The following is a 23,702-nucleotide window of genomic DNA, read 5'->3' on the forward strand; positions in this document are numbered from 1 at the left end:
TCTTAAAGCTCTCTCAAGCTCTTGTACTGCCGTCCATTTTTATCAAAGTTTTCAGGATCCAGCCATGCTTCAAAACAAGCTTTAACCCTTGGCCAGTCCTTATCAATCATAGACATCCAGTCCGTATCTCTGGTACGCCCTTTATAAATAACAGCTTGACGGAAAGTGCCTTCGTAGATAAAACCCAAACGTTCTGCTGCTTTTCTAGAAGGTAGATTTAGTGCATCACATTTCCACTCATAACGGCGATAGTTAAGTTCTTCAAAGACATAACGAGCAAGCAAATAGTGGGCTTCTGTTCCCATTCTTGTCTGTTTGAGAGCCGGAGAAAAGGTCACCGCACCAACTTCAACCACGCGATTGGCTTGATCAATGCGCATGAGGGAAAAAGTCCCCAGTGCCTTACCAGTTGCTTTATCGATAATCGCATAATAGAAGCGATCCTTGCGCTCAATCATCTGCTTTAAAGCGACGATTAATTCTTCGAGATTTTCTACTGGTGGTTGAAAGAGATAGGTCCACATCTCTCGAGGTGATTCTGGACCATAAACAGCCAGCAAATCCTCCGCATGCTTTTCCACTGACAGAGCTTCGATAATCGTATACTGTCCTTCTATCTGTACAAGCGACGGTAAAACTCCAGGTGTATCGTCTACAGGTTCACCAATCATCTGACCATATTCATTTACAGGCATAGCTTTCTCCTTATCTCACTCTTATAAGTTTAAAGATGTGAATAGTATATCATATCTCTCAGGTAATCTACAAAAAATCCTTCAGATTCTACTCTGAAGGATTCATTTCTTATTTAACAACGATATTTACGAGTTTAGTTGGCTCAAACAACTTGGGAAACTGTTTAAGGTTGGAAATCAGCAAATAAATTGGTTATTTCACAACAATATTAACCAATTTAGTTGGCTTCAATAGTCCAGTGGACTATTGAAGGTGGCAGATAGGGCTAATAAACTCGTTATTTAACGACGATATTTACGAGTTTAGTTGGCGCAAACAGTTTAGGAAACTGTTTGAGGTTGCAAATGAGCAAATAAATTGGTTATTTTACAACAATGTTAACCAATTTATTTGGTACACTAATCACCTTCACGATTTCCTTACCATCGACCTCTGCTTTGACTTTTTCGTCAGCCAGAGCCACTTCTTGCAATTCTTCACGTGAAAGATCCTTCGCAACCATGAGTTTGGCACGGACTTTACCTTTGATTTGAACGACGATTTCGATTTCGTCTTCAACCAATTTGCTTTCGTCCCATGTTGGCCAAGCTACATAAGAGATTGACTCACCTGTTGCTGCCACTATTTGCCAGAGTTCTTCTGCCAAGTGAGGCGCAACTGGGGCAAGCAATTGGATAAAGCCTTTGGCATAATCCACATAGAGTTTGTCTTCCTTGTTAGCAGCATTGACAAAGACCATGAGTTGGGCAATGTCTGTGTTGAATTTCATTGACTCGATTTGCTCTGTGACAGATTTAACAGTTTCGTTATAAACCTTGTCAAGAGCACCATTGTTTTCCGCAACGATTTCTTTGCTTGTAATCAAACGGTAAACACGGTCGAGGAATTTACGGCTTCCTTCCAATCCTTCTTCAGACCAAGCGATGGAAGCATCGAGTGGTCCCATGAACATTTCATAGACACGAAGGGTATCGGCACCGTATTGTTCCACCACATCGTCTGGGTTCACCACGTTCTTGAGGGATTTAGACATCTTGGCTGGCGCTTGTTCCAACTCTTCGCCTGTTTCCACATGGAAGAAGGAACCGTCACGTTTTTCAACCTTATCAGTCGCCACAAGAGCACCACGATGGTCACGGTAGCTAGTTCCCAAGATCATTCCTTGGTTAAAGAGTTTTTGGAATGGTTCTTTAGTCGGAACGACACCGAGGTCATAGAGGAATTTGTGCCAGAAACGAGCATAAAGCAAGTGAAGAACGGCGTGTTCTGCACCACCCACGTAGATATCGACTGGCAACCATTGTTTGAGAAGGTCCTCATCAGCCAATTTCTCTGTGTTGTGTGGGTCGATATAGCGGAGATAGTACCAACTTGAACCAGCCCATTGTGGCATGGTGTTGGTCTCACGACGACCTTTCACTCCATCCTCACGAGTCACTTCCAGCCAGTCTGTCAAGTTAGCCAATGGGCTTTCACCAGTACCTGAAGGGCGGATGTCCTTGGTTACTGGCAAGACAAGTGGGAGTTCACTTTCTGGAACGGCTGTTGAAGTCCCATCTTCCCAATGAATGATTGGAATTGGTTCACCCCAGTAACGTTGACGGCTAAAGAGCCAGTCACGAAGACGGTAGGTAACCTTTTCTTGACCAAAGCCTTTTTCTTCTAGCCAAGACACGATTTTAGCAATCGCTTCTTCTTTGTTGAGACCGTTCAAGAAGTCAGAGTTGACGTGAAGGCCGTCGTCTGTATAGGCAGCTTCTTCAACATTTCCACCTTCAAGTACTTCTACGATTGGAAGGCCGAATTGGTTAGCAAATTCCCAGTCACGTTGGTCGTGGGCAGGTACAGCCATAACAGCACCTGTACCATAGCTAGCAAGAACATAGTCGGCAATCCAGATTGGAATTTCTTTACCATTGACAGGGTTGATAGCATAAGCACCAGTCCAAACCCCTGTTTTTTCCTTGGCAAGGTCAGTACGAGCCAAGTCTGATTTGAGGCTGGCTTGGTGTTTGTAGTCCGCTACAGCCTCAGCTTGTTCAGGACTTGTGATGGCATCTACCAAGTCATGCTCAGGAGCCAAGACAGTGAAGGTCGCACCAAAAAGGGTGTCAGGGCGAGTGGTAAAAACTGTGAATTCCTTGTCTGTCCCTTTTACCTTGAAAGTTACGTTAGCACCTGTTGATTTCCCAATCCAGTTACGTTGCATGTCCTTGATAGATTCTGGCCAATCCAACTCATCCAAGTCATTGAGCAAGCGTTCTGCATAGGCCGTGATTTTAAGCATCCATTGGCGCATTGGTTTACGAACAACTGGATAGCCACCACGCTCAGATGTTCCATCTGGAAGAACTTCTTCATTGGCGATAGCTGTTCCCAATTCTTCCACCCAGTTTACTGGCACTTCAGCTTCATAAGCCAAACCTTTTTCGTAAAGCTTAGTGAAGATCCATTGCGTCCACTTGTAGTAGTTCGGATCTGTAGTATTGACTTCACGGTCCCAGTCGTAAGAGAATCCAAGCGCATTGATTTGGCGTTTGAAGTTGGCAATGTTTTCTGCTGTGAATTCCGCTGGGTCATTACCAGTATCCATAGCGTATTGCTCTGCAGGTAAACCAAAGGCATCCCATCCCATTGGGTGAAGGACGTTGTAGCCTTGCGCACGTTTGAAACGGCTAAGGATATCTGTTGCTGTGTACCCTTCTGGGTGTCCTACGTGAAGACCCGCTCCAGATGGGTAAGGGAACATGTCGAGTGCATAAAACTTAGGTTTTGAAGCATCTGTTCCTGTCTTAAAAGTATGATGGTCAGCCCAGTATTTTTGCCACTTAGGCTCGATTTCTTTATGATTGTAAAAACTCATGCTGTCTCTCCAATTTTCGTGATGCTCCTATTATACCATTTTTAGAGGGAATTAGCCTCTTTATTCTTAACTCTTTTCTTTTTTGACCTTGCCTTCCATTTTTAATACTGCTATACTTACTTTAACAGACTCTTCCCAAAGAGGTAAATTATGCCCCATTCTTTCAAAAATTCTCTCCAAAAAGAGATTCTTCACCGTAGTTCTTTAGCTGCCCTAGCGACTTCTCTCTTACTCCTTATCCTTCTATTTGGATTTTCCTATTTCCTTCAAAAGCAGCAACTAGCTAAGGATACTCAACAAATTTCTCAACATGTTCAAGACATGAAACAAGCAAATTATGAATTATTGGAAACCATGAATAAAAAAATGGTTCCAGAATTTATAGAAGGTAAACACACTGATAGAGAATTATTTAGTCTATTTTATGAAACAAAAGCTCAACTAAAACTCAGTTCTGATTTTGTCATTCTCGATGAGACTGGCGAACTTTTATTTAGCACCAATCGCAATCATAAAGAAACTCTTTTAGCTCCCTATTATTTAAAATTATTAATTCAAAACACTACCCAAGGATCCATTTCAGAGAAAGTTGCTCTATCGATGGACAAGCAACATTATGCTGTCTTTATTATGCCCATAGTTCACAACCAGCGAGTACAAGTTTACAGTATTTCCTTTGTGAATGAGAACGACTTTGTGTCAAGCATCCCCTTGATTAATTCAAAATACGTCATCACAGACACTTTCGGTAATATATACTCGAGCAATACCAATCAATTCACACAATCAACTCTGGAAAAATTTGATGAGAAATCGCTCCGTTCAAAAACACATTGGTTCGTTGAAAATCCAATTTTGATTGAAAAACGTAAAGTTGATTCAATTTTTTCAATTTACACTTTCCAATCATTCTTTCCTATTCCTAGCTTACTTAGCCTTGCTTCCATACTAACACTTTGTATCTTTCTATTATATTTTTGGCAGGCTAGAAGAATTGCCCATAAAATCGCAACCCATAATGCTGGCCCTATTGAAAGTTTAGTCTTTCAATTACATGAAATTCCTAAGAAAAAAGAAAAGAAACTTACTCTCCATACTGAGGATGAATTTGAACTGATAGCTGAGAAAATTAATGATATGCTGCAGGAGTTGGACGAGCTTCATCAAAAGATGTTAACTATCGAGAAGGAAAAATGGGTTTTTGAAAGAAAGATGCTAGAAGCTCAGTTCAATCCTCACTTCCTCTACAATACCTTGGAAACCATTAAAATCACGAGTATGATTGATGCGAGTATTACACAAGACCTTATTCAAAATCTCACACGCATCCTGCGATACAGCGTGACTGAATTAGAGAAAGAAACGACTCTTGGACAGGACTTAGAGATTATTGAAGCTTACCTAAAGATTCATCAAATCCGCTTTGAACAATTTTCTTATCATATTGACTGTTCTCAAAAACTATATTCCCAAGTCATCCCAAAACTTTTCCTATTACCCCTTGTAGAAAATGCTCTAAAATACGGAAGACAGTATCGTATCGACCTTGCTATCTCTATAAAAATCACTCAAGATCAGGAAAAACTAACCTTTATCGTTATGGATAATGCCGGTGGTTTGACTAAACAAGAACGACTACATATCTTAGAATCTCTGAATAGTCCACATACGCAACATGGTATTGTCAACAGTTATAAACGATTAAATAACTTTTTTGATACTGTCGAATTGGATTTAGGAGTGAACCCTAAAGGCGAAACCTGGGTAAAATTTGTAACGAAAGGAAGAACACATGTTTAAACTTATCATTGTCGAAGACGAACATCTAATTCGAAAATGGCTTGAGATTGCTGTAGACTACTCTTCCTTAGGTATTCAAGTTGTAGGAACCGCTAGTCATGGACAAGAAGGGATGGAACTGATTCAAAAACTAAAACCACATATTGTGCTGACGGACATCACCATGCCAATCATGGATGCTTTCATGATGTTTGAAGCTACAAAGTCTCTCTCTTATGAAAAAGTAATCCTATCTGGTCATGACGATTTTCAAAATGCTAAAAAAGCTATGCAATATGGAGCAGTTGATTTCTTATCCAAACCAATTGATACCAAGGAGTTGACAGAATGTCTTCAAAAAATTGTTTTGCGATTACGAGTTAGCACTCGTCAAGAAACTCCTTTTTTAGAAGAATATCAAACTTTACTCACCTCTATCCAACAAATTGATACACAAAATCAAATCATTCAGCAAATTCTTGAATTTGTGCACCAACACTACTGCATGCACTTTACCATTTCTACCATTGCAGAGAATCTAGGATATAGTGAAAGTTATCTATATAAGGTTATCAAAGAAGACTTCCCAATGACGCTAAATGAATATATCTTACGCTACCGCCTCAAGCAAGCTATAGATAAAATGGCTGAGTCCCCTAATTCTCCCTTAAGCGATATCTCTGAACAAGTTGGATTTTCAGACTATAAATATTTTGCCAAAGTTTTTAAAAAATATCTCCATATTTCTCCAAAAGAATTAAAACTCATGGATAAAAACCATTGATGTAAAAGGATTGCTCAAATCAGGCAATCTTTTTATTTTGTACTTATACTAGAACAAACTAGGAAACTCGCTACAAGCTGCTCAAATCATAGCTTTGAGATCACAGATAAAATGACGTGCTTTGAAGAGGATTACCATCGAAATCCCAGTTACAGTTTCCCCATCCTTGCGCGAGATACCCATTTCCTATTCCCCGTTTTAGATTTCTTTAAGGTTTTTATTATATCCTGTAGAACTCTGCAAATTATAAACATTAAGCAAGTCGTAGAGTAAAAACGTTCGTAAAAAAGGAAATACTTATGAAAAAAATACTATTCTTTCTCTCTTGTGGATGGATATTTCTTACTTTATCAGGATGTTCTTCAACAACAGAAGCGGAAACTAGCGCTGAAAAAGATTCAGATAACACTTTGGTTGTCTACTCGCCTAACCCTGAAGACCTTATCGAAGAAATAATCCCAGCCTTCGAAGAAAAATATGGTATTAAGGTTGACTTAGTACAAGCCAGCACTGGTGAATTGTTTAAAAAAGCTGAGTCAGAAAAAGAAGCTCCTGTAGCGGATGTCATTTTCGGAGGCTCCTACGCCCTCTTCTCTTCTAACGAAAATCTTTTTGAACCTTATATTTCTCAAGAGAACGACCAGATAATCCCTGAATATCACAATGAAACTGGATTCTACACTCCTTATACACTTGATGTCAGTGTCATCATTGCCAATTCATCTCTTACAAAAGGTATTAAAATTGAAGGCTACAATGATCTACTCAATCCTAAATTAAAAGGAAAAATCGCTACTGCTGATCCAAGTAATGCTTCTAGCGCCTTTGCACAACTAACAAACATGCTTGTAGACCAAGGTGGATACGAAAATGAACAAGCTTGGACCTATGTGAAAAATCTATTTACCCTAGTAGATGGAAAAATTGCATCTAGCTCTTCGAATGTTTACAAAGCTGTCGTCGATGGAGAAATGGCTGTAGGACTCACCTATGAAGATCCTGCCTTAAAACTCTTAAATGATGGGGCTGATGTAAAAGTCATTTATCCAAAAGAAGGAACCGTCTTTTTACCTGGTAACGCGGCTATCGTCAAAAACGCCAAACATATGGAAAACGCTAAGAAATTTATCGATTTCCTCCTTTCTCAAGAAATCCAAGATAAGCTAGGAACTGAAACAACCATCAGACCCATTCGTAAAAATGCTAGAACCAATAAAAATATGAAGGCTATGACAGAAATCAATATTGCCACTGAAGATTCCGATTATGTCATTAAAAACAAATCCGCTATTCTTAAAAAGTACAATGACATTTTTACAGATATCCAATCTAAAAAATAAAATTTGACTTACCAGTTATTAACTGCCAAACCCTGCTATAAAATCAAAAAGATTACTTCCGTTTTTGTAGAGAATTTTACCCTATTAGGATAGAATTCTGAGTTTTAAAAACGCTTACATTTTTTTACAATAGTATTATCAAAACTTTGGAGGTATCCATCATGAAAAAGAAATGGATGTATTTTGCTGCTTGTGGACTTGCTATTTTGGGGCTGACTGCCTGTTCTTCTGATGACGCTTCAGGAGATAAAGCTACTGAAAACGGAGGTAGCGATACTCTTGTAGTCTATTCGCCAAACTCAGAAGGACTAATTGGTGCAACAATCCCTGCCTTTGAAGAAAAATATGGCATTAAAGTTGAACTCATTCAAGCAGGAACTGGTGAACTCTTTAAAAAATTGGAATCTGAAAAAGAAGCACCTGTTGCAGATGTCATCTTTGGTGGTTCTTATACTCAATATGCTACTCATGGGGAGCTTTTTGAAAACTATGTTTCTCCTGAAAATGAAAATGTCATCAAAGAATATCAAAATACAACTGGTTACTCAACTCCTTATACATTGGATGGTAGTGTATTGATTGTAAATCCTGACTTAACTAAGGGTATGAATATCGAAGGATATAGCGATCTTATCAAACCAGAGCTCAAAGGAAAAATTGCAACAGCTGACCCTGCTAACTCTTCTAGTGCCTTTGCTCAACTAACAAACATGCTACAAGCTGAGGGTGGCTATACAGATGAAAAGGCTTGGACTTATGTCAAAGATCTCTTTACTTTAATTGATGGTAAAATCGGTTCAAGTTCATCTGGTGTTTATAAGGCAGTGGCAGATGGAGAAATGGCTGTTGGTCTTTCATATGAAGATCCTGCAGTTAAACTTCTAAATGACGGTGCTAACATTAAAGTTGTTTATCCAAAAGAAGGAACTGTTTTCTTACCAGCAAGTGCTGCTATTATCAAAAACGCAAAAAATAAAGAAAACGCTAAGAAATTTATCGATTTCATCATTTCACAAGAAGTCCAAGACACCCTTGGTACAACAACTACTAATCGTCCAGTTCGTAAAAATGCTAAAACTAGCGAAAATATGAAACCAATCGAACAAATTAAAACACTAACTGAAGACTATGACTATGTCATCAAAAACAAATCAGACATTGTTAAGAAATACAACGAAATCTTTACAGATATCCAATCTAAACAATAATAGGGGTTGACCATGAGCGAGATTAAAATTATTAATGCTAAGAAAATTTACAATGATGTACCCGTTATCGAAAATTTAAATGTTACAATTCCTAAGGGGAGCCTTTTCACTCTCCTTGGGCCTTCAGGATGCGGGAAAACAACTTTGCTTCGTATGATTGCTGGATTCAACAGTATCGAAGGAGGAGAATTTTACTTCGATGATACCAAAATTAATAACATGGAACCTAGCAAACGAAATATTGGGATGGTTTTCCAAAACTATGCGATTTTCCCACATTTGACAGTGCGTGATAACGTAGCATTCGGACTCAAGCAAAAGAAAGTTCCGAAAGAGGAACTCATCAAACAAACAAATAAATACCTTGAGTTGATGCAGATTGCCCAGTACGCTGATCGTAAACCAGATAAACTTAGTGGTGGTCAGCAACAACGTGTTGCTCTAGCACGCGCCTTAGCTGTTAATCCAAGCGTTCTCCTCATGGATGAGCCCCTCAGTAACCTAGATGCCAAACTTCGTCTAGATATGCGTCAAGCCATTCGCGAAATCCAACACGAAGTTGGCATTACAACTGTCTATGTAACTCACGACCAAGAAGAAGCTATGGCCATTTCTGACCAAATCGCGGTTATGAAAGATGGTGTTATTCAACAAATTGGTCGTCCAAAAGAGCTATACCACAAGCCCGAGAACGAATTTGTCGCAACCTTTATCGGTAGAACAAACATAATCCCTGCTCGTTTAGAAAAGCAAGCTGATGGAGCTTACATCGTATTCGAAGACGGCTACTCTCTTCGTATGCCAGATCTTGACCAAGTTGAAGAACAAAATATTCGTGTCAGCATTCGTCCTGAAGAATTTATCCGTGATGAAAATGGCACAATCGATGGAACAATTACCGACAGCGTTTACCTTGGCTTGAATACTGAATACTTCATTGAAACAGGATTTGCTCCAAAACTTCAAGTGAGTGAAGAATCTACATTCGAAGAAGATTTAGAAAAAGGAAATCATGTTCGTTTACGTATCAATACTCAGAAACTCAATGTCTTCTCTGAAGATGGTTCTCGGAATCTCATAAAAGGAGTCAGCCATGGAGCGTAAAAAACTTAATATCTGGACTGCATCTTCCTTCTTCATTTTTCTTACATACTTAGTTTTCTTAGTCTACCCAATCGTGACTGTATTAAAACAAGCGTTGATACATGAAGGTAGTTTCTCTTTAGAAAATTTTGTAACATTCTTTAGCAAATCTTATTATTCTGAGACACTCATTAATAGTTTTAAGGTTTCTGTAACTGCCACAATCACTTCTGTCGTTGTTGGTACCTTGCTAGCTTATCTTTTTTCAATGTATGACTTCAAGGGAAAGAAATTTTTACAAATTTTGATTATCATCGCATCCATGTCAGCTCCCTTTGTAGGTGCCTATTCTTGGATTCTACTTCTTGGTAGAAACGGAGTTATCACAAAATTTCTAACCAACACACTACATTTGCCAGGCTTTGATATCTACGGCTTTAAAGGTATTGTACTTGTCTTTACACTCCAACTTTTCCCTCTCGTCTTCCTTTATGTAGCTGGAACTATGAAGAGTATTGACAATTCCCTCTTGGAAGCTGCGGAAAGCATGGGATCTTTTGGCTTTAAACGTATTGTAAAAGTCATTTTACCTCTTTTGGTCCCAACTTTATTAGCAGCAGCCCTACTGGTATTTATGAGAGCTTTCTCTGACTTTGGTACTCCAATGTTGATTGGAGAGGGATACCGTACCTTCCCAGTGTTAATCTACACACAGTTCATTAGTGAAGTTGGAGGCAACTCAGCATTCGCATCTGCCTTAGCAATCATGGCTATTACAATTGCACTGGCTATCTTCCTCATCCAAAAGTACATTTCAAATCGTTATAGCTTCAGTATGAACTCGCTTCATCCAATCGAACCTAAGAAAACGACAAAAGGAAAGATGGCTGCTATTTATGTGACTGTTTATGGCATTATCTTATTCTCTGTATTACCTCAAGTTTACTTGATTTATACATCATTCCTTAAGACATCCGGTATGGTATTTGTTAAAGGATACTCATTAAATAGTTATAAGACAGCCTTTAACCGTATGGGGTCTGCTATTTTCAATACCATTCGAATTCCTCTACTTGCCTTGGTTCTTGTTGTTGTCTTTGCGACCTTCATCTCATACCTTGCAGTTCGTAAGCGCAACCTATTTACGAATCTAATCGATAGTCTTAGTATGGTACCTTATATCGTGCCAGGAACCGTTCTCGGTATTGCCTTTATCTCTTCATTTAATACAGGTATTTTCGGAAGTGGCTTCCTTATGATTACCGGAACAGCCTTTATCCTAATTATGTCCTTATCTGTAAGAAGACTTCCTTATACTATTCGCTCTTCAGTTGCTAGTTTGCAACAAATTGCTCCTAGTATCGAAGAAGCTGCCGAAAGCTTGGGAAGTAGCCGTCTCAATACCTTTACTAAAATCACAACCCCAATGATGCTTTCAGGTATCATTTCAGGAGCAATCCTATCATGGGTAACAATGATTTCAGAACTTTCTACTTCGATTCTCTTATACAATGTTAAAACTAGAACAATGACCGTAGCAATCTACACTGAAGTACTTCGTGGAAATTATGGCGTGGCAGCTGCTTTGTCAACTATCCTCACTGTCTTGACAGTTACTTCATTGTTACTATTTATGAAAATTTCTAAAAACAATAGTATTACACTCTAGTTTTTCTCCTAAAAACAGTCAGATTTCTTATTGGCTGTTTTTTATTTATACTCTCTATAAGTTAATTCTTAATAAATAATATTAATGCAAGTTAGTGCTTTTTATGGTAGAATATAGGAAAGTGCTTTCTCAGAAGGAGGGAAAAATGAACAAACAAACCATCGCTGTTTTAGGGCCTGGTTCTTGGGGTACTGCCTTGTCACAAGTCCTCAATGACAACGGACACCAAGTACGTATCTGGGGAAATATTCCTGATCAAATTGATGAAATCAATACACAACATACTAACAAACGTTATTTTAAAGAAGCTGTATTAGACGAAAAAATTGTTGCCTATCATGATTTGGCAGAAACCTTGAAGGGTGTTGATGCTATCTTGTTTGTGGTACCAACCAAGGTAACCAGATTGGTAGCTCAGCAAGTCGCTGCAGTTCTTGATCATAAAGTGGTTGTTATGCATGCCTCCAAAGGGCTTGAACCAGATAGCCACAAACGTCTCTCTACTGTTTTGGAAGAAGAAATTCCTGCTGAATTAAGAAGTGATATTGTCGTCGTCTCTGGACCTAGCCATGCTGAGGAAACCATTGTCCGTGACATTACCTTGATTACAGCAGCTTCAAAAAATCTGCAAACAGCACAGTATGTTCAATCACTCTTTAGCAACAACTACTTCCGTCTATATACAAATACGGATGTTATTGGAGTTGAAACAGCTGGAGCTCTAAAAAATATCATCGCTGTTGGGGCAGGGGCTCTCCATGGACTTGGATTTGGAGACAATGCTAAAGCTGCTATTATCACGCGCGGTCTTGCAGAAATTACACGTCTAGGAGTAAAACTTGGAGCAAATCCACTGACTTATAGCGGACTTTCAGGTGTCGGTGATTTGATTGTTACAGGAACTTCTGTCCACTCACGTAACTGGCGAGCAGGTGATGCTCTTGGGCGTGGCGAAGCCTTGGCAGATATCGAAGCCAATATGGGAATGGTCATCGAAGGAATTTCAACAACCAAAGCTGCTTACGAGTTGGCACAAGAACTTGACGTTTACATGCCTATCACCCAAGCTATTTATCAAGTTATTTATGAAAATGTTAATATTAAGGATGCCGTTGCTGAACTTATGAGCAATGAGTTCAAATCGGAAAACGAGTGGTCATAATCACCGTTAGAAAGGAAGCTCATGAAGCAAAAAGTGAGAAAAGCCGTTATCCCTGCTGCAGGACTTGGAACTCGTTTCCTACCCGCAACCAAAGCCTTGGCCAAAGAAATGTTGCCAATCGTGGATAAACCAACCATCCAGTTTATCGTTGAAGAAGCTCTCAAGTCTGGAATTGAGGATATTCTTGTTGTAACAGGGAAGTCAAAACGCTCCATCGAAGATCATTTTGACTCAAACTTTGAGTTGGAATTCAACCTTAAGGAAAAAGGAAAAACTGATCTTTTGAAATTAGTTGATGAAACAACTGGTATGCGTCTTCACTTCATTCGTCAAACCCACCCACGTGGTCTCGGAGATGCCGTTTTACAAGCCAAAGCTTTCGTCGGGAACGAACCTTTTGTGGTCATGCTTGGGGATGACCTCATGGATATCACTGATGACAAAGCTGTTCCATTGACCAAGCAACTCATGAATGATTATGAGAAGACTCATGCTTCTACTATCGCTGTGATGCCTGTACCACACGATGAAGTTTCTTCATACGGTGTCATCGCTCCTCAAGGTGAAGGAAAAGATGGACTTTACAGCGTTGAAACCTTCGTTGAAAAACCAGCTCCTGAAGATGCACCAAGTGATTTAGCGATCATCGGTCGTTACCTACTCACACCTGAAATTTTCGGTATTCTTGAAAAGCAAAAACCAGGTGCCGGAAATGAAATCCAACTAACAGACGCTATCGATACACTTAACAAAACTCAACGTGTATTTGCTCGTGAGTTTAAAGGCTCTCGTTACGATGTCGGAGACAAATTTGGATTTATGAAGACATCTATCGAATACGCCCTGAAACATCCTCAAGTCAAAGATCACTTGAAAGACTACTTGATCGATCTTGGAAAAGAACTTTCAGGAGAAAAATAATTGATAAAACCAGGTTCAAAATGTTCCTGGTTTTTTTGCTGCCTAAACACCTCCAAATCTTGTCTAAGCCTAATTTCTTGCAATAGATGCTTTTATGGTATAATAATAAGAAGTGAGGAAAGAAATGAAGAATAAATTGTTAGAACTTAAAGAAAAAGGACTGGCTTTCCTTCAGTCTCTAAAAACAAAACTAAAAAATATAGATTTAGGCAAAATTAGTCGTAAAGACTCTAAGAAGAAAAAACAAACTAAGACCAATATCTGGACAATCTTTGCTAATATCTTATTGGGAATCAAGGCAACCTTTAATACCCTTTTTATCATCGCCTTTCTTGGTGGACTTTTGGGCACTGGGGTTGTTTTCGGTTATGCGGTTTCTCTATTTGACAAAGTAACCGTTCCTCAGACGGAGGATCTGATCAAACAGGTGAATGATATTTCATCCATCTCTGAGATTTACTATGCTGACGGATCCATGATCGGTGCTATTGAGAGCGATCTTCTGCGAACATCTGTTGCGTCGGACGCTATTTCAGATAATCTCAAGCAGGCTATCGTTGCAACAGAGGATGAACATTTTGCAGAACACAATGGTGTCGTTCCTAAAGCTGTTATTCGTGCTAGTCTAGGAAACTTTATCGGTCTTGGTTCTTCGAGCGGTGGATCTACTCTGACACAACAGCTCATCAAACAACAAGTTGTTGGTGATGCCCCTACACTCGCTCGTAAAGCTAGTGAAATTGTGGATGCCTTGGCTTTAGAGCGAGCAATGAGCAAGGATGAAATCTTGACAACTTATCTCAACGTCGCTCCATTTGGCCGTAACAATAAAGGTCAAAATATTGCGGGGGCTCAACAAGCAGCCAAAGGTATTTTTGGGGTTGATGCAAATCAGCTAACAATCCCTCAGGCAGCCTTTATAGCAGGATTACCACAAAGTCCTATCTCTTACTCCCCTTATGAAGCGACTGGTGAGATGAAGAGTGAAGAGGATATGGAACTCGGAATCAAGCGTTCCAAAGATGTTCTCTACAATATGTATAGAACTGGAGTGCTCAGTCAGGAAGACTACGAAACCTATATAGCATATGACATTAAGCAAGACTTCTTGCCAGCAGAAAGTGTAAACCTAACAGCTAAGGGTTATCTTTACTTCACTGCACTTGATGAAGCGACTAAAGTCATGTATGATTATCTGGTCAAAAAAGATAACGTTTCCGAACAAGAGCTTAAGAATGAATCTATTCAGAAATCTTATCGTGAATTGGCTGAAAAAGAAATTCAAAATGGTGGTTACCGTATCACTACTACAATCGATAAAACGATCCATAATGCAATGCAAAATGCAGTGGCAAACTATAGCTACCTTCTAAATGATAGTAGTGGTCAACCTGAAGTCGGAAATGTCTTAATGGATAATAAAACAGGAGCCATCAAAGGATTTGTAGGAGGACGAGATTACCAAAGCAATCAAAATAATCACGCCTTTGACACAAAACGATCTCCGGCTTCGACTACCAAACCCATCTTAGCCTATGGTATTGCTATTGACCAAGGCTTGATGGGAAGTGCTAGCATCCTATCAAACTATCCAACGAACTTTGCCAACGGAACTCCGATCATGCACGTCAACAGTCCGGGAACAGCTATGATAAACCTAAAGGAAGCTCTCAATTATTCCTGGAATATCCCGGCCTACTGGACTTATCGTATGCTTCGTGAAAAAGGAGTTGATGTCCGCTCCTATATGGAAAAAATGGGGTATGAAATCCCAGAATACGGTATTGAAAGTCTTCCTATGGGAGGAGGAATTGAAGTTACTGTAGCTCAACATACAAACGGATACCAAACCTTGGCCAACAATGGTGTTTACCATAAAAAATACATGATTTCGAAAATCGAAAAAAGTAGTGGAGAAGTTATCTATGAACATAAAGACGAACCTGTTCAAGTTTACTCAAAAGCTACTGCAACCATTATGCAAAGTCTACTAAGAGATGTACTTTCATCCCGGATAACTACAAGTTTCCAAAGCGATCTTTATGGTATCAATTCCAGTCTAGCAGGTGCTGATTGGATTGGAAAAACTGGTACAACTAACGAGGAAGGTGATATGTGGCTCATGCTTTCAACGCCTCGATTGACTCTTGGTGGTTGGATTGGTCATGATGATAACAGTCCGTTAGCCAAAGGCGCATATTATCGTAATGCTAAGTATATGGCCCACCTCGTAAACGCTATTCAACAAGCTTCTCCTTCTGCTTGGGGAACTGAGCGTTTCAGCCTTGATTCAAGTGTAACATCTTCTCAAGTCCTTAAGTCTACTGGACAGAAGCCTGGTAAGGTCACTATCAACGGCAAAGAGATTGACCTTACTGGAGAAATGGTAACAAGTTACTGGGCTAACCAAGCTGGTGCTCCGACTACTACCTACCGATTTGCTATTGGTGGAAGTGACTCTGATTACCAAAAAGCTTGGAATACGATTGTTGGAAATTTAATAAAACAAGACAACAAAGATAAAGATAAAGATAAAGACAAGGATAAAGACAAGGATAAAGATAAGGATAAGGATAAAGATAAGGATAAGGATAAGGATAAGGATAAAGATAAAGATAAAAATAATAACAGCTCTTCTTCGAATAGGTCCCAACGCTAACATACTTATTATCAAGAGTATGTCACCTAACTCGACTTTTATATGAATCACTATCAAAAAAATATTTTCAAGGGAACCATATATTCCCTCCTTTCCGGATTAATATGGGGTATTTGTGGTATTTTAGGAGAATTCTTCTTTACACATTATCCAGTCTCCTCTGGTTGGATTACTTCTATGCGACTAAGCCTTGCAGGTGGTTTCGTACTCATCTTGTCCGGCTTTAAGTTTCGTTCACACTTATTCGACCTTTGGAGAAATCGTCACAACTACCTACCTTTTCTGGCTTATGCTATCTTAGGAATTTTCTCCGTTCAGTATTTCTTCTATCTCTGTGTAGAATACTCTAATGCAACAACGGCAACTATCCTACAATTTATCAGCCCTGTTTTCATTCTCATCTACAACCGTCTTATCTACAAGAAAAAAGCTTCTAAAAAAGCAATCTTTTATGTTCTGACAGCTATGCTTGGAGTCTTTTTGATGGCTACCAAAGGCGATTTGTCTAAGCTATCCATTACTCCCCTCGCATTGCTGACAGGCCTTCTCAGTGCTCTGGGGGTTATGTTTAATGTCATCTTGCCCCAACCGTTTGCTCGAAAATACGGTTTTGTGCCAACTGTTGGTTGGGGAATGATGCTGGCTGGACTCTTTAGTAATTTTCTCTATCCTGTTTATAAAATTAGTTTTCAGCTTGATTGGGTGAGCATCTTGATTTGTTTGACCATTGCCTTTTTGGGAACTGCTTTTGCCTTTTTCCTATCGATGAAGGCTGTCTCGCTCGTTTCCCCATTGGTGGTATCAGTCGTCAGTGCTAGCGAACCTTTATCATCTGCTATTCTAAGCGTTCTGTTTCTAGGTCTGGTCTTAGATGGGTACCTGCTACTAGCTATGATCTTGATTATTATTCCGATGATTTTCTTATCCATTGAAGAATCAAAAGATAAACTGAAAGAATCCTCTTTTAACACTTAAGGCTTCAAAATTGAAGCCTTTTTTGGTAGAATAGTAAGCATTACAAAAAGTGAGGAGACACCTATGACTGCTACAAAAATGAATGCACAAGAAATTATCCAATTTATCGCAAATGCTGAGAAAAAGACAAGTGTAAAAGTGACCTTTGAAGGGCAACTTGATGGAGCCATCCCTGCTTCTGTTATCAAGCTTGGGAATGTTCTTTTTGGAGACTGGAAAGATATCGCTCCACTTCTTGAAGGACTTACAGAAAACAAGGACTATGTTGTTGAACAAGACGCCCGCAATTCAGCTGTACCTCTCCTTGATAAACGTGATATCAATGCTCGTATCGAGCCAGGCGCTATCATCCGTGACCAAGTTGAGATTGGTGACAATGCTGTTATCATGATGGGAGCTGTTATCAATATCGGTGCAGAAATCGGTGCTGGCACTATGATTGATATGGGAGCTATTTTAGGTGGACGTGCTATTGTCGGTAAAAATAGTCACGTAGGTGCAGGTGCTGTTCTTGCAGGTGTCATCGAGCCAGCTAGTGCTGAGCCTGTCCGTGTCGGTGACAATGTTCTCATCGGTGCTAACGCTGTAGTTATCGAAGGTGTTCAGATTGGTAGTGGTTCTGTGGTTGCAGCAGGTGCCATCGTTACTCAAGATGTTCCAGAAAATGTTGTGGTAGCAGGCGTTCCAGCTCGTGTTATCAAAGAAATCGATAGCAAAACCCAACAAAAAACAGCGCTAGAAGATGCGCTTCGCACCTTGTAAATAGTAACAGAGGCGGAAACTTTTCCAGCCTCTTTATCGTATTAGTAAAAGGAAAATAGATATGTTAGATTTGATTCAAACTCGACGCGATCTTCACCAAATTCCTGAGATTGGTTTAGAAGAATTCAAGACTCACGCTTATTTACTCAATGTCATTAAGAAATTAACAGCTGACAAGGATTTTGTTCAGATTCGTACTTGGCGAACCGGTATTTTAGTATACTTACAAGGAAGTCAGCCAGAACGTACCATTGGTTGGCGGACAGATATTGATGGACTCCCAATCGTTGAACAAACAGGCCTTCCTTTTGCCTCTCAACACCCAGACCGCATGCATGCTTGTGGGCACGACTTTCACATGACCATTGCACTTGGAAGTCTCGAACGTGCTCTAGAAAAGCAACCTAAAAACAATCTCCTCTTTCTCTTTCAACCTGCGGAAGAAAATGAGGCCGGCGGTATGCTCATGTATGAAGATGGAGCTTTTGGCGACTGGTTACCTGATCAATTCTACGGACTCCATGTTCGCCCCGACTTAAAAGTTGGACAAATTGCGACCAATACCCATACACTCTTTGCAGGAACTTGCGAAGTCAAGATTCGCTTTAATGGTAAAGGGGGACACGCTGCCTTTCCACATGAGGCAAACGATGCTCTGGTTGCAACTAGCTATTTTGTGACCCAAGTTCAGTCAGTCGTCAGCCGTAATGTCGATCCTATCGAGGGTGCTGTCGTCACTTTCGGTGTTTTTCAAGCTGGGACAACCAATAATGTCATTGCTGATACAGCCTTCCTGCATGGAACCATTCGAGCTCTTACACACAATATGAGTCTATTGGTACAAAAACGTGTCAAAGCCATCGCTGAAGGTGTCGCAGCTGCTTTTGATATGGATGTGGAAGTTGAACTCAAGCAGGGAGGTTACCTACCTGTCGAAAACAACCCTAAATTAGCCCAGGAATTGATGACTTTCTTTGATGAAAAAGAGGGAATTGAATTAATCGATATCGAACCTGCCATGACAGGAGAAGACTTTGGTTATCTTCTCTCTAAGGTTCCTGGTGTCATGTTCTGGCTGGGCATTGACAGTCCCTATGCTCTTCACCATCCAAAGATGAGTCCTAAGGAAGAAGCTCTGGCAATTGGAGTTGAGGCTGTATCAAGCTTTTTAGCCAAGAAAGCTGCGGAGTAGACTATGAAAAAAGCCATACGCAAGCAGGTCTTGCAAGAACTCAAATCTATATCCAAAGAAGAAAAGGAAGTCATGGACGCTTGGTTGACTGAGCAACTCCTTCAACATCCTTTTTACAAGGAAGCACAAACAATCGCTACTTATCTATCTTTTCCCCATGAATTTCAGACTCTTACATTCATCGAACAGGCTCAAAAAGATGGAAAGACTATTCTCATTCCAAAAACTTATCCTCATGGGAAAATGGACTTTGTTCTATATGAACCAGAGAAACTCGAAAGAAATTCTTTTGGACTCCTTGAACCCCAAGGAGAGTTCACTATACTTGAACATTCCCAGATTGATTTGATCCATGTTCCCGGCCTAGCCTTTAATACAACTGGCTACCGAATTGGCTATGGTGGTGGCTATTACGACCGCTACTTGGAGCATTTCTCGGGCCATACCATTAGTACGCTTTATCCATGCCAGATTCAGGATTTCCAACCGGATCACTACGATATTCCAGTTGAGGAGGTACTCATCTATGAAAGAGATTTTTGATCGTCGTTATCCCACCACGAGCCTCTTTCTCCTCGTGACAACCCTAGTTTTTATCATCATGTTTCTAACTAGCGGGTTCAATTACACAAGTGCAGCTACCTTGTACCAGTTCGGAGCTATTTATCCTCCTGCTATCAAGGCTATGCCTGAACAAATCTGGCGCTTATTCTCGGCCACCTTTGTCCACATTGGCTTGCAACACTTTTTTGTTAATATGCTGTCCCTCTACTTTTTGGGACGTCAGATGGAGCAGATCTTTGGCTCCAAACAGTTTTTCTTTATCTACCTTCTATCAGGTATGATGGGGAATCTCTTTGTCCTCGTTTTTAGCCCGAATGCTATTACCGCGGGTGCTTCAACTGCCCTCTACGGGATGTTCGCTTCTATTGTCGTTCTTCGTTATGCTTCACGCAATCCCTACCTTCAACAGCTCGGTCAATCCTACCTTTCCCTCTTAGTCATCAACCTAGTAGGTAGCGTTTTAATGCCTGGCATCAGCCTTGCTGGACATGTGGGTGGTGCCGTGGGTGGTGCCCTTCTTGCGATTGTCTTCCCAGTTCGAGGCGAACGAAAGATATACAGCCCAGGCCAACGTGGTCTAGCAACCCTAGCCTTTATTGCTTTATCAACTCTACTACTTTTTATCGGACTATTATAAAACAAGAAAACCATTGAGAAGTTCCAATGGTTTTTTTGAATCTATTTGAAAAGTAGCTTAAAATCCATTATTGTCACTGAGCTCTTTGAACCAGTGGCCGGATTTTTTCAGGCGGCGTTCTTGTGTTTCTAAGTCTAGCTCGACCAAACCATAGCGATTTTTGTAGCTGTTGAGCCATGACCAGCAATCGATAAAGGTCCAAATCAAATATCCTTTACAGTTAGCACCGTCTTCGATAGCACGATGAAGCTCACGAAGGTGACCTTTGACAAAGTCAATACGGTAATCATCCTGAATCATGCCATTTTCACGGAATTTATCTTCACCTTCAACACCCATACCGTTTTCAGTTAACATCCACTCAATATTCCCATAGTTTCCCTTGATGTTTTGGGCAATGTCATAAATTCCTTGCTCATAGATTTCCCAACCGCGGTGCGGATTAATCTTACGACCTGGCATCACGTAAGGTTCATAGAAATGTTCTGGTAAGAGTGGACTATCAGGGTGCTTAGCAAAACGTGGCGCCATAACACGCAAAGGCTGATAATAGTTGACTCCTAGGAAGTCAACGGTGTTCTCACGAATGAGTTCCAACTCTTCGGCTGTGTATTCTGGCAACAAGTCATGCTCAGACAAAATTTCCACTAACTCTTCTGGATATGTTCCTAAAACAGACGGATCTAGGAAAGATTGTGCCTGGAAGAGATCTGCAATACGAGCAGCTTTCACGTCAGCAGGATGTTGGCTACGTGGATAGGCTGGTGTCAAGTTGAGGACAATCCCAATCTTAGAGCCTGGTAAGACTTTATGACAAGCCTTAACTGCAAGAGTGCTCGCCAATTGTGTATGATAGGCAACCTTAACCGCTGCTTTGGCATCTACCTTGTGAGGATAATGGGCATCATAAAAATAACCAAACTCTACAGGAACGATAGGCTCATTGAAGGTAATCCATTGGTCCACAAGGTCACCGTAGGTCTCAAAACAGAAACGAGCATAGTCTTCATAAGCCTTAATAGTTGCTTTATTTTCCCAACCATCCCCATCTTCTTGAAGGGCGAAAGGCAAGTCAAAGTGATAGAGATTGACTAAAAGACGAATTCCCTTAGCCTTGATGGCTTCAAATACCTGACGGTAGAAAGCCACCCCTTGAGGATTGACTTCTCCACGCCCTTGTGGGAAAATACGAGACCACTGGATAGAGGTTCGAAAAGCTGTATGTCCTGTTTCTAACAAAAGTTCGATATCTTTTTCCCAGTTTTCATAGAAGGTCGATGTCTTATCAGGTCCAATGCTATTGTAGTAACGATTTGGCTCTACTTGGTACCAATAATCCCAGAGATTATCTCCCTTGCCGTCACCAGGCACTCGTCCTTCTGTCTGTGGTCCAGAAGTTGAGGAACCCCAGACAAAATCCTTTGGAAATTTTAGCATAGCTCTACCTCTTTATTTACTCTTTTTATGTTTATTTTATCCCATTATAAAGAAAAAACAAGGCAAAAACTAGTTACATTTTTGTCTTGTTTTTCTTCTGATTATAGATTTTATTTGTTGGTTAAGATTTCAAGAGTTTCAAGCAAGTTATCTGCATGAACTTCGATTGTATCTCCTGTCGCCTTAATCTTGACTTCTACGATACCGTCCGCTGCTTTCTTACCAACAGTGATACGGATTGGAAGACCAATCAAGTCGCTATCGCTGAATTTAACACCGACACGTTCGTTACGGTCATCTGTCAAGACTTCATAGCCTTTGTTGACCAAGGCTTCTTCGATACGATTAGTCAATTCAAGACTTGCTTCGTCCTTGACATTAACTGGAATCAAGTGCACATCAAATGGCGCCAATTCTTTAGGGAAGTTGATTCCCCAAGCGTAACGGTATTCACCCTTTGGAGTTTTGTTAACAAAGAGGCGAGCATGTTGCTCCATAACTGCTGAAAGGAGACGGCTGACACCGATACCGTAGCATCCCATGATGATTGGCACAGCGCGGCCATTTTCGTCCAAGACATCTGCTCCCATACTTGCTGAGTAACGAGTACCCAGTTTAAAGATGTGACCAATTTCAATACCACGCGCAAAGTTGAGAACACCTTGTCCGTCAGGAGAAATTTCACCTTCACGAACTTCACGGATATCCACATACTCGGCAGTAAAGTCACGACCTGGGTTTACACCAGTCAAGTGGTAGCCATCTTCGTTGGCACCAGCAACCGCATTACGGCTATCTTGTACCTTGCGGTCAGCGATAATCTTAACATTTTCTGGAAGATTTACTGGGCCAAGAGAACCAAAGTCCGCTCCCAACAATTCTTTCACTTCTGCCTCAGTTGCAGGTTCTAAGAAGTCTGCTCCAAGATAGTTTTTCAATTTAACTTCGTTGAGTTGGTCATTGCCAACGAGTAGAGCCACAACTGGCTCCTCATCTGCAATATAAACCAAGGTCTTGATTGTTTGTTCTTCAGAGACATTCAAGAAAGCAGCCACTTCATCAATCGATTTGACACCTGGTGTTTCTACGCGAGCCACTTGATCTTCAGTCACAACACGATTGCTTGGTTTGTACTCGTTCGTTGCCATTTCCAAGTTAGCTGCATAGCTTGATTCACTTGAATAGGCAATGGTATCTTCACCAGAAACCATCCATTTGAGCAATTCTGCCTTGATTTCTTCTTGCACTTCTGCTGGGATTTCATCAAATGATGAGACAGACTTGTCTAAAACAACCCAACGGTCAAGGTCTGTACGAGCAGGTGTGATGGCCATAAATTCTTGGCTATCCTTACCACCCATAGCTCCACCGTCACCGATGATGGCTTTGAAGTCCAAGCCACTACGAGTGAAGATACGCTCATAGGCTGCCTTGTACTCATCATAAGTTACATCCAAGCTATCATAGTTAGCGTGGAAGCTATAACCGTCTTTCATGATGAATTCACGCGTACGAAGAAGTCCATTACGTGGACGTTTTTCATCACGGTATTTAGGTTGGATTTGGTATAAGTTCAGTGGCAATTGCTTGTAAGACTTGACAGAATCACGAACAATCGCTGTGAAGGTTTCTTCGTGAGTTGGACCTAGGATGAAGTCAGATCCTTCACGGTTTTTCAATTTGTACAAGTCTTCACCGTAGGTATCATAACGGCCAGACTCACGCCAAAGATCTGCACTGAGAAGGGCTGGAGCCAACATCTCAACCGCACCAATCTTGTCAAATTCCTGACGCATGATCTTCTTAGCTTTTTCGATAACACGGTTAGCAAGTGGCAGGTAAGAATAGACTCCTGCTGATACTTGACGAACATAACCAGCACGCAACATAAGTGCGTGGCTGATAACTTGAGCATCGCTTGGCATTTCGCGAAGCGTTGGGATTAGCATTTTACTTTGTTTCATATTTTTC

18 protein-coding genes are annotated in these 23,702 nt (G+C 40.5%); 14 read left to right on the forward strand and 4 right to left on the reverse strand.

Annotated elements, in window-relative coordinates; translation table 11 throughout:
• Window positions 1–2: 2 nt before the first annotated feature.
• Together ACXYSN_RS06325 and leuS are read right to left on the reverse strand one after the other, a co-directional pair.
• Window positions 3–695, reverse strand: coding sequence for a GNAT family N-acetyltransferase (locus ACXYSN_RS06325; RefSeq protein WP_458636518.1), 693 nt, complete (start codon window positions 693–695; stop codon window positions 3–5).
• A gap of 362 nt (window positions 696–1,057) precedes the next feature.
• Window positions 1,058–3,559 carry a leucine--tRNA ligase gene (gene leuS / locus ACXYSN_RS06330; protein WP_458636519.1) on the reverse strand — a complete coding sequence of 834 codons (2,502 nt, stop codon included), beginning with the start codon at window positions 3,557–3,559 and terminating at the stop codon, window positions 1,058–1,060.
• A 150-nt stretch (window positions 3,560–3,709) separates the two neighbouring features.
• On the opposite strand from leuS, the gene ACXYSN_RS06335 reads away from it, so the two are divergent.
• The 14 genes from ACXYSN_RS06335 to ACXYSN_RS06400 all read left to right on the forward strand — a co-directional run bounded on the left by ACXYSN_RS06335 (window position 3,710) and on the right by ACXYSN_RS06400 (window position 20,294).
• Complete coding sequence (locus ACXYSN_RS06335) at window positions 3,710–5,359, forward strand: sensor histidine kinase (RefSeq protein ID WP_458636520.1); 1,650 nt, start codon at window positions 3,710–3,712, stop codon at window positions 5,357–5,359.
• Window positions 5,352–6,122, forward strand: coding sequence for a response regulator transcription factor (locus ACXYSN_RS06340; RefSeq protein ID WP_004250617.1), 771 nt, complete (start codon window positions 5,352–5,354; stop codon window positions 6,120–6,122). The genes ACXYSN_RS06335 and ACXYSN_RS06340 overlap by 8 nt, the downstream gene beginning before the upstream one ends.
• A 299-nt stretch (window positions 6,123–6,421) precedes the next feature.
• Entirely contained in the window at window positions 6,422–7,462 is a 1,041-nt protein-coding gene (locus ACXYSN_RS06345; protein WP_458636521.1) for an ABC transporter substrate-binding protein, read from the forward strand.
• A gap of 161 nt (window positions 7,463–7,623) precedes the next feature.
• Complete coding sequence (locus tag ACXYSN_RS06350) at window positions 7,624–8,670, forward strand: ABC transporter substrate-binding protein (RefSeq protein ID WP_004250612.1); 1,047 nt, start codon at window positions 7,624–7,626, stop codon at window positions 8,668–8,670.
• A gap of 12 nt (window positions 8,671–8,682) precedes the next feature.
• Window positions 8,683–9,774 carry an ABC transporter ATP-binding protein gene (locus tag ACXYSN_RS06355; protein ID WP_004250611.1) on the forward strand — a complete coding sequence of 364 codons (1,092 nt, stop codon included), beginning with the start codon at window positions 8,683–8,685 and terminating at the stop codon, window positions 9,772–9,774.
• Window positions 9,764–11,422: an ABC transporter permease gene (locus ACXYSN_RS06360; RefSeq protein ID WP_004250610.1), complete on the forward strand. Its 1,659-nt coding sequence runs from the start codon at window positions 9,764–9,766 to the stop codon at window positions 11,420–11,422. The genes ACXYSN_RS06355 and ACXYSN_RS06360 overlap by 11 nt, the downstream gene beginning before the upstream one ends.
• 145 nt (window positions 11,423–11,567) lie before the next feature.
• Window positions 11,568–12,584, forward strand: coding sequence for an NAD(P)H-dependent glycerol-3-phosphate dehydrogenase (locus tag ACXYSN_RS06365; RefSeq protein ID WP_441348773.1), 1,017 nt, complete (start codon window positions 11,568–11,570; stop codon window positions 12,582–12,584).
• A 21-nt stretch (window positions 12,585–12,605) separates the two neighbouring features.
• Window positions 12,606–13,505, forward strand: coding sequence for a UTP--glucose-1-phosphate uridylyltransferase GalU (gene galU / locus ACXYSN_RS06370; protein WP_303943314.1), 900 nt, complete (start codon window positions 12,606–12,608; stop codon window positions 13,503–13,505).
• Between the two features lie 124 nt (window positions 13,506–13,629).
• Window positions 13,630–16,164, forward strand: a complete 2,535-nt coding sequence (gene pbp1b, locus ACXYSN_RS06375; RefSeq protein WP_458636522.1) for a penicillin-binding protein PBP1B — start codon at window positions 13,630–13,632, stop codon at window positions 16,162–16,164.
• 42 nt (window positions 16,165–16,206) lie between these two features.
• A complete protein-coding gene (locus ACXYSN_RS06380) occupies window positions 16,207–17,139 on the forward strand; it encodes a DMT family transporter (protein WP_458636523.1) in 933 nt (310 codons plus the stop codon).
• A 63-nt stretch (window positions 17,140–17,202) separates the two neighbouring features.
• Window positions 17,203–17,901, forward strand: a complete 699-nt coding sequence (dapD, locus tag ACXYSN_RS06385) for a 2,3,4,5-tetrahydropyridine-2,6-dicarboxylate N-acetyltransferase (protein ID WP_235083502.1) — start codon at window positions 17,203–17,205, stop codon at window positions 17,899–17,901.
• Between the two features lie 61 nt (window positions 17,902–17,962).
• Complete coding sequence (locus ACXYSN_RS06390) at window positions 17,963–19,093, forward strand: N-acetyldiaminopimelate deacetylase (protein WP_458636524.1); 1,131 nt, start codon at window positions 17,963–17,965, stop codon at window positions 19,091–19,093.
• 3 nt (window positions 19,094–19,096) lie between these two features.
• Entirely contained in the window at window positions 19,097–19,636 is a 540-nt protein-coding gene (locus tag ACXYSN_RS06395) for a 5-formyltetrahydrofolate cyclo-ligase (RefSeq protein WP_458636525.1), read from the forward strand.
• Window positions 19,620–20,294, forward strand: coding sequence for a rhomboid family intramembrane serine protease (locus ACXYSN_RS06400; protein WP_458636526.1), 675 nt, complete (start codon window positions 19,620–19,622; stop codon window positions 20,292–20,294). Before ACXYSN_RS06395 ends, ACXYSN_RS06400 begins: the two co-directional genes overlap by 17 nt.
• A gap of 57 nt (window positions 20,295–20,351) precedes the next feature.
• On the opposite strand, the gene ACXYSN_RS06405 is transcribed toward ACXYSN_RS06400, so the two are convergent.
• Complete coding sequence (locus tag ACXYSN_RS06405) at window positions 20,352–21,731, reverse strand: glycoside hydrolase family 1 protein (RefSeq protein WP_458636527.1); 1,380 nt, start codon at window positions 21,729–21,731, stop codon at window positions 20,352–20,354.
• 110 nt (window positions 21,732–21,841) lie between these two features.
• A complete protein-coding gene (locus tag ACXYSN_RS06410) occupies window positions 21,842–23,695 on the reverse strand; it encodes a proline--tRNA ligase (protein WP_458636528.1) in 1,854 nt (617 codons plus the stop codon).
• Window positions 23,696–23,702: the final 7 nt, after the last annotated feature.

It is taken from the genome of Streptococcus sp. V869 (assembly GCF_054353515.1).

Excerpts from the sequence above, each read along its gene's own strand:
- ACXYSN_RS06340 (WP_004250617.1), top strand. The coding sequence starts at position 5,352 with ATGTTTAAACTTATCATTGTCGAAGACGAACATCTAATTCGAAAATGG.
- ACXYSN_RS06360 (WP_004250610.1), top strand. The coding sequence starts at position 9,764 with ATGGAGCGTAAAAAACTTAATATCTGGACTGCATCTTCCTTCTTCATT.
- ACXYSN_RS06395 (WP_458636525.1), top strand. The coding sequence starts at position 19,097 with ATGAAAAAAGCCATACGCAAGCAGGTCTTGCAAGAACTCAAATCTATA.
- ACXYSN_RS06365 (WP_441348773.1), top strand. The coding sequence starts at position 11,568 with ATGAACAAACAAACCATCGCTGTTTTAGGGCCTGGTTCTTGGGGTACT.
- ACXYSN_RS06325 (WP_458636518.1), bottom strand. The coding sequence starts at position 695 with ATGCCTGTAAATGAATATGGTCAGATGATTGGTGAACCTGTAGACGAT.
- ACXYSN_RS06355 (WP_004250611.1), top strand. The coding sequence starts at position 8,683 with ATGAGCGAGATTAAAATTATTAATGCTAAGAAAATTTACAATGATGTA.
- ACXYSN_RS06390 (WP_458636524.1), top strand. The coding sequence starts at position 17,963 with ATGTTAGATTTGATTCAAACTCGACGCGATCTTCACCAAATTCCTGAG.
- galU (WP_303943314.1), top strand. The coding sequence starts at position 12,606 with ATGAAGCAAAAAGTGAGAAAAGCCGTTATCCCTGCTGCAGGACTTGGA.
- leuS (WP_458636519.1), bottom strand. The coding sequence starts at position 3,559 with ATGAGTTTTTACAATCATAAAGAAATCGAGCCTAAGTGGCAAAAATAC.
- dapD (WP_235083502.1), top strand. The coding sequence starts at position 17,203 with ATGACTGCTACAAAAATGAATGCACAAGAAATTATCCAATTTATCGCA.
- ACXYSN_RS06335 (WP_458636520.1), top strand. The coding sequence starts at position 3,710 with ATGCCCCATTCTTTCAAAAATTCTCTCCAAAAAGAGATTCTTCACCGT.
- ACXYSN_RS06400 (WP_458636526.1), top strand. The coding sequence starts at position 19,620 with ATGAAAGAGATTTTTGATCGTCGTTATCCCACCACGAGCCTCTTTCTC.
- ACXYSN_RS06380 (WP_458636523.1), top strand. The coding sequence starts at position 16,207 with ATGAATCACTATCAAAAAAATATTTTCAAGGGAACCATATATTCCCTC.
- ACXYSN_RS06405 (WP_458636527.1), bottom strand. The coding sequence starts at position 21,731 with ATGCTAAAATTTCCAAAGGATTTTGTCTGGGGTTCCTCAACTTCTGGA.
- ACXYSN_RS06410 (WP_458636528.1), bottom strand. The coding sequence starts at position 23,695 with ATGAAACAAAGTAAAATGCTAATCCCAACGCTTCGCGAAATGCCAAGC.
- ACXYSN_RS06345 (WP_458636521.1), top strand. The coding sequence starts at position 6,422 with ATGAAAAAAATACTATTCTTTCTCTCTTGTGGATGGATATTTCTTACT.
- ACXYSN_RS06350 (WP_004250612.1), top strand. The coding sequence starts at position 7,624 with ATGAAAAAGAAATGGATGTATTTTGCTGCTTGTGGACTTGCTATTTTG.
- pbp1b (WP_458636522.1), top strand. The coding sequence starts at position 13,630 with ATGAAGAATAAATTGTTAGAACTTAAAGAAAAAGGACTGGCTTTCCTT.